The sequence below is a fragment of the Gordonia sp. LMA484 genome (assembly GCF_058129505.1).
Genome location: NZ_CM176700.1, coordinates 982,909 through 989,364 on the forward strand (window position 1 = coordinate 982,909; position 6,456 = coordinate 989,364).

At 66.1% G+C, this 6,456-nt stretch carries 5 protein-coding genes; 1 reads left to right on the top strand and 4 read right to left on the bottom strand.

Annotated elements, in window-relative coordinates; translation table 11 throughout:
• The gene (locus AC4AMJ_RS04165) at positions 1-501 is read right to left on the bottom strand and encodes a phosphoribosyltransferase (RefSeq protein WP_489896827.1); all 501 of its coding nucleotides are present in this window, start codon (positions 499-501) and stop codon (positions 1-3) included.
• 527 nt (positions 502-1,028) lie between these two features.
• Here AC4AMJ_RS04165 and AC4AMJ_RS04170 point away from each other — a divergent pair.
• Positions 1,029-2,276, top strand: coding sequence for an HNH endonuclease (locus AC4AMJ_RS04170; protein ID WP_489917336.1), 1,248 nt, complete (start codon positions 1,029-1,031; stop codon positions 2,274-2,276).
• 360 nt (positions 2,277-2,636) lie between these two features.
• Here the strand turns inward: AC4AMJ_RS04170 and AC4AMJ_RS04175 are convergent, their stop codons facing one another.
• Genes AC4AMJ_RS04175 through AC4AMJ_RS04185 form a run of 3 tightly spaced genes read right to left on the bottom strand, consistent with a single transcriptional unit; the run spans position 2,637 to position 6,039 of the window.
• Complete coding sequence (locus tag AC4AMJ_RS04175; protein ID WP_489917337.1) at positions 2,637-3,554, bottom strand: ABC transporter permease; 918 nt, start codon at positions 3,552-3,554, stop codon at positions 2,637-2,639.
• The gene (locus AC4AMJ_RS04180; protein ID WP_489917338.1) at positions 3,551-4,393 is read right to left on the bottom strand and encodes an ABC transporter permease; all 843 of its coding nucleotides are present in this window, start codon (positions 4,391-4,393) and stop codon (positions 3,551-3,553) included. Before AC4AMJ_RS04180 ends, AC4AMJ_RS04175 begins: the two co-directional genes overlap by 4 nt.
• The gene (locus AC4AMJ_RS04185) at positions 4,390-6,039 is read right to left on the bottom strand and encodes an ATP-binding cassette domain-containing protein (RefSeq protein ID WP_489917339.1); all 1,650 of its coding nucleotides are present in this window, start codon (positions 6,037-6,039) and stop codon (positions 4,390-4,392) included. The genes AC4AMJ_RS04180 and AC4AMJ_RS04185 overlap by 4 nt, the downstream gene beginning before the upstream one ends.
• Positions 6,040-6,456: the final 417 nt, after the last annotated feature.

Genomic DNA, 6,456 nt, shown 5'->3' on the forward strand with positions numbered 1-6,456 from the left:
TCACGGATTGCGCCGGTCGACGACCGGCCCGTCGGCCGACCACGGGAAGTTGATCCACTTGTCGGTGGTGCGCCAGCAATAGTCGGGCCGGGTGATCGTGTGTGGCTTCTGATAGATGACCGCGTTACGGACCTCGGCGACCCGGCCCTGCTGCTCGCAGTAGTCGTCGACGATCCGCAGCGTCTTGCCCGAGTCGGCGACGTCGTCGACGACCAGCACCCGTTGATCGGTGAGTCCACTGCTCTCCAACAGCGACGGGAGCAGCACGGGTTCGGCGAGGGTCTCACCGATTCCCGTGTAGAACTCGACGTTCAGCGAGATCAGGATCTTGCAGTCCAGCGCGTAGGCCATCGCACCGGCCGGGATCAGACCTCCGCGCGCGATGCCGAGGATGATGTCGGGGACGAATCCGTCGTCGGCGACCATCTGGGCGAGTGCCCGGCATGCCTGGCCGTTCAAATCCCAGGTGAGGATCTCCCGTTCCACAGCGGTGCTGTCCATGGGACAACTCTGCCAAGACTTCGGTAGGTGCGCGCGTCGAATCGAGACCAAAGAGGGGTCGGATTCGCTGGGGCCGGCATTGCCTGCGCTCGCTAGTCCGCGGTGACGCCCGGTCTGAGGCCGCTGCCCTGTGGCGCTGCCCTGTGGCGCTGCCCTGTGGCGCTGTCCTGAGGCGCTGCCCTGAGGAGCGACCTGAGGCGCCGCCCTGAGGCGCCGCCCTGAGGCGCCGCCCTGAGGCGCCGCCCTGAGGAGCGAGCGTGCGAGCGTCACGAAGGGAGCGAGCGTGCGAGCGTCACGAAGGGAGCGAGCGTGCGAGCGTCACGAAGGGAGCGAGCGTGCGAGCGTCACGAAGGGAGCGAGCTTGCGAGCGCCCACCACCCGGTCCCTGAGGAGCGAGCGTGCGAGCGTCACGAAGGGCGACCGTTCGTGACACCCTCCGAATGGCGACCCCACACGCCGTCCACAGGCTTCTAAAGGAGTCCAGGATTTTCCTTGACTTAGAACACCAGTTCGAATAAATTGGTGTCATGAGAACTTCGGGGGACCTCATGACATCCATCGATTCACTCTGTGAGCAGCGCCGATCCGACGACCTGACCGGACGTGCCGCGTTTGATCTGATGCAGGTGGTGATCACCGGGCGTAACCGTCTCGACCACCTCGCCGCGCTCCTTGCCGGCGACATGGATCGCTTGGGGGTGGCGAAAAATCACGGCCGCAAGATAACCGAACTGCTCATCGTGATGGGCTTCGCGCCGGCTGTGGCGGCTCGCCTGCTGCGGATCGCGGCCACCACGTCCTCGCTGCCCACCCTGCATGCGCATGCCGCAGACGGTGCGATCTCCAGTGAGCACGCCGATGCGGTGGTCAAAGGTGTGAACCATATCGAGGGCAGATCAGCGGAACCGATCGACGACACAGCGCGTCTAAGGTTTGTGACAGATCTTCTCGGACAATTCTTCTCCGGCGCCACCCCCGCCGACATCACCAAACACGCCCGCGCGTTAGGCAACCGGGCCGCCGACGACACCGGTGGCCTACCCGCCTCGGAAGACCGCAACCTCAACACCCTGTCCAAAGCGTTGACCAGCGACGGACGGCTCGAAGTGCACGCCGACCTCAACACCGACGTCGGCGAAAAGTTCCACGCCGCCATCGAGGAACTGGCCAAACCCCGTCCCGAGCCCGACGGCTCCCCGGACGCCCGGTCGACCGAGCGTCGCCAGGCCGACGCGCTAGAAACGTTGCTGGACATCGCTGCTCGCGGCGGCGATGTCGCCTCCGCACCGCGCACCCAAACCCTGATCACCGTGCCCGCCGAACGACCCGAAGACGCCGAACTCGAGTTCATGGGGTCGATCACCGAAGCCACCCTGCGCACCCTGACCTGTGACGGCACCATCACCACCATGATCGTCGACGACGAAGCCGTCCCCCTCGACATCAGCCACGACAAACGCCTGTTCCCCGCACAACTGAGAAGAGCTCTGCACCAACGCGATCGGGGCTGCATCAAATGCGGGGCACCCGCCACCCGCTGCCATGCGCACCACATCAAACATTGGGCCGACGGAGGCAAAACCTACCTGGAAAACGGCTGCCTGTTCTGCCCCTCGTGTCACCACGACGTCCACCACAACGGCTGGGACGTCGTGATGGGACTCGACAAACACCCCTGGCTGATCCCGCCGGCATCCGTCGACCCGCAACGCCGCCCTATCCCCGCCCACAACCGGCGCACCCTCAACCTCGACAACCTGCCCAGCGCCGCCTGAACCGAGACCCGGTGACGACAACCGCCAGACCACCGCCGCTGACCCCACCCGACCAACCAGCCTGACTGACCCGCCCTCGCTCTTCCGCTGATCGAGTAGGTTCCGAGCCGCTAGGCGAGGCACCGTATCGAGATCACCCAACCCAGGTCTCGATACGCAACTCACTTCGTTCGCCGCTACTCGACCAGCAGAGCGACCCCCTGGCCGGGACCGCATCTGATCCTTGAGAACTCCATAGAGTGAAACAGTCACGGCGCCACACGGTGTCGCGTACCCGACGGCCACCCAAACCCGGTCATGACGACCGGACAGCGGTGGTGCGCGGTACGCGACACCGTGCGCCGCCGGTGCGTCGCTGCCTCAGCGTGCGGTCGCTGCCTTGCGGTAGCCGCGGAGGGCCGGATAGATACAGACGCCGATGATGACGATCGTCCAGATGGTCACCTTGATGAGGTTCTCGGCGATCGGGCCGCCGGCCGCGAGCGACCGCATCACCTCGATGGCCGGGGTCATCGGCTGATTCTCCACGATGGGCTGCAACCAGGCCGGGTAGGCGTCGACGGGGGAGAAGCCTGAATTGAAGAACATGAGCACACTCGATACGAGCGACAGCAAGGGGACCAACGGTGCCGAGGGCTGGGCGCTGACGGCGAGCGCGAGGACCAGCGTTGCGTAGGCGACGCCGAACATGAGAGCCACACCGAAGATGCCGGCGACCGCGACAACGCCCCCGGTGATGTCGAATCCGATGGTGGAGCCGACCGCAATCAGCAGAGCAGTCACCACCACGATGCGGAAGACCTCGCTCAGCAACCGCGACGTGAGGTCGGCGGCCCTGTTGATCGGCAGGACATAGAGTCGGGACAGCAGGCCGGTCCCGCGTTCCTGGTTCAGCCGGATGCCGGCGGCGACCGACCCGAACATCGCGCTGACCAGGATGACCAGAGGTACCGTCCCGTAGGTGCTGTCCTGGCCGGTGGCGCTGCCGATCGCGTCCCCGAGCACCACCTTGAACATGGCCAGGGTCAAGATCGGGACGATGATCAGCTGCAGGAACGTCGCCTTGTCGCGGATCATCACCGACAACTGCCGCCAGGACAACACGAGGCTCTGGGTGAACCAGGCGCGCACAGACCCCTCGGCAGGACTGCGCGTCCCGGCGGTGTCGGTCGCGGACGTGGCCCGCGCTGCGGCCGCCGTGGCAGCCGAGGTGGCCTCACCCTCGCCGGATTCGGGCGAGGTCGGATCGGGCGAGGCGGAGTCGATGGCGGCGGTCATCGCACGGCCCGTCGCACGCCGAGCGTCGTCATCACGATCCCCGCGGCCAGGAGTCCGACACACCACCAGATCGTCGGGGTGAGGATGTCGAGGGTCGCGGTGCCGTCGCTCAGCGCGCGCATCGAGGTCGCGAACTGCGAGATCGGCTGGTTGCGGACGAACGGCTGAATCCAGTCGGGGAATTGGTTCTCGGGTACAAACCCGGTCGACAGCAATCCGAGTATCAGGATCGGTAGGGACAAGGCCTGACTCGTCGCCTCGGGGCTATTGGTCAACAGGCCGAGTGCGTCGGCCAGGATCGCGATCAAGATGCCGACCGTGAGCACGACGCCGAACAGTCCGACCGTCTCGAGCGCGGAGCCGTCGGGACGCCACCCCATGACGAGGCTGGTGACCGTCGCACAGATCACCGAGATCACCAGCAACACGGTGTTGGCTCCCAGTCGTGCGAGGGTCGGAACGGCGACGGGCATCGGCATCGTGCGAAACCTGGTGTTGATGCCCTTGGTGGTATCGACGGCGGCACGCATCGCGGCCGACGATGCCACGAAACTCACCGACTGCAGCGCGATGATCGGCATGAGAAATGCCGCATAGTCCATGCCCGGATCCGCGTCCATGATCGATCGCAACGGGAGGTAGAAGCAGATCGCGAGGAGCACCGGAGCGACGAACGCGAAGATGATCTCGCCGTTGCGCACGATCGCGCCCAGCCCGCGACTCGTCAGCGTCCACCACTGCGCCATCGGGTGTGTGGGTGGACGCCCGACGGTCAGTTCGGCGGAGGCGATGCGGCCGGCGCTCGTGCCCCGGCTCGTCATGTTCCCGGTCGCCGTCATGTTCCCGGGTCCGGCTCATCCGGCGGAGTGGCGGCCCGGGGCGCACCGGTGCCATCGGGACGAGCAGGGTCGGTCAGTGCGAGGAACACCTCGTCGAGGCTCGGGCGACGCAGCGCGACGTCGGACAGCCGGATTCCGGCCTGCGTGGTGCGCTGCACGATGGCGACGAGGGTGTCCGCTCCGGCCGGAGCCGGGACGGCCACCGAGAATCGCTCGTCGGGGTCATCGGAGGAGTCATCGGACGGCCGACGGGCCGTGCCGGCGGGCACCAGGTCCCCGAGGCACTCCACGAGTCGGTTCAGGTCGTCGGGGTCGGCGGGCGACACCTCGTAATGGGAGGCGCCGGTCGCGGCCTTCAGCTCGTCCGCGGTGCCCGACGCAATGACCCTGCCGCGGTCGATCACCACGATGTGGTCGGACAAGGTGTCCGCTTCCTCGAGGTACTGGGTGGTCAGCAGCGTGGTCACGCCTTGGTCGCGCAGCGACTCGACGAGCTTCCACACCTCCAGACGGCTCCGAGGATCGAGGCCGGTGGTCGGTTCGTCGAGAAAGACCACCTCCGGCTGCGTGACGAGGCCGCAGGCGATGTCAATGCGTCGGCGCATTCCGCCCGAGTACTCACCGACCTTGCGGTTTGCCGCGTCGGTCAGCTCGAACGAGGTCAGCAGGTCGTCCGCGCGAGCACGAGCCGCCGAGCGGGTGAGGCCCATCAGCCTGCCGAACAGGATGAGGTTCTCTCGTCCGCTGAGCGCCTCGTCGAGGGCGGCGAACTGTCCGGTCAACATGATCGACCGTCGCACCCCCGGCGCATCCGACACCACGTCGTGCCCTGCCACGGATGCACTGCCCCCATCGGGCTTGAGCAGTGTGCAGAGCATGTTCACCGTGGTCGTCTTGCCGGCCCCGTTCGGACCGAGCAGAGCCAGGATCGACCCTTTGGCTACCGAGAAGCTGACGGACTCGACGGCGACGTTGTCGCCGAATCGCTTGTGCAGGTTGACGACCTCGATCGCCGATTCTCGCTGCGGGACGTCGGCGACCGGGTTGTGCGGGGCGGGCGGAACCGCGTCCGTCGATGATGTGGGGGTGTCCGGAAGGTGTTGGGGGTGAATATCATTCGACTGTGTGCCGACGTCCTCTGCGGGGGGCTCGGTCGATTGATCTGTGGATGAGACGCTCGGCGGATCGCCCGGCGGTGTCGAAGAGTCCTCGGCGGTGGTGTGGGCGGTGTCGGTGTCGGCATTGGGGTAGGTGCCGGCGATGGTGGGGTCGAGCGTGGAATTGCTGACTATGTGCCAGCCATTCACGACCGCCGGGGATTCGGAGGCACTCGCGTCCGTTTCCGGTGCCGGGGACTCGGCCGCCACAGTGGGGATCGGGACAGTCGGCGCCTCGTCGCCCGGCACGGCTGCGTGACGTGCTCGAGCCGGCCGGCCGGACTCGGTACTCGCAGATCCGACGTCCGACGAACCCGCAGGCGGGCCGACCGACTGCGGATCTGCATGCTGCGGACCTATGCGCTGCGGACCTATGTGCTGGGGACCGATCTGCAAGTCACCGGAGGTGAGCAAATCCGCGTCCCGGTCGATGTCCGACACCGGGTCCATCGGTGCTGCGGCGGTGGACCGGCGGGTCTGCTCGGCCATCGACAACTCCTCTCGGGCCACCTCGGTTACGGAGCGCACGGCTGGACGATGTGGCGATGCTACCCAAAATCATGGTCGATGGTCCCAGAATATTGTCGCCACGCGCTGCCCAAACATTACTTCGGGAACCGATGGATTCGTACGTTTGGATGACTCGTCGCGGCGGTCGGTAACGATCTGCGGTCATCGACCGAATTCCTACCGTGAGCAAGTCGTTTACCGGGTAATCGGGTGAGCGGGTGGCTGCTCATCCATTCAACCGAATCATGGTGAAGTTCGTTTTGGAAGGTGGATAATGACGCACACTGTTGCGAGGGAACAACCTTCCCCCGGAACAGACAGCCCACGACGACCCACGCGTCGGACGAATCGGACGACGCTGGTTCGGGCTGGCCGATGACCTGGAAGAGAGAGGCT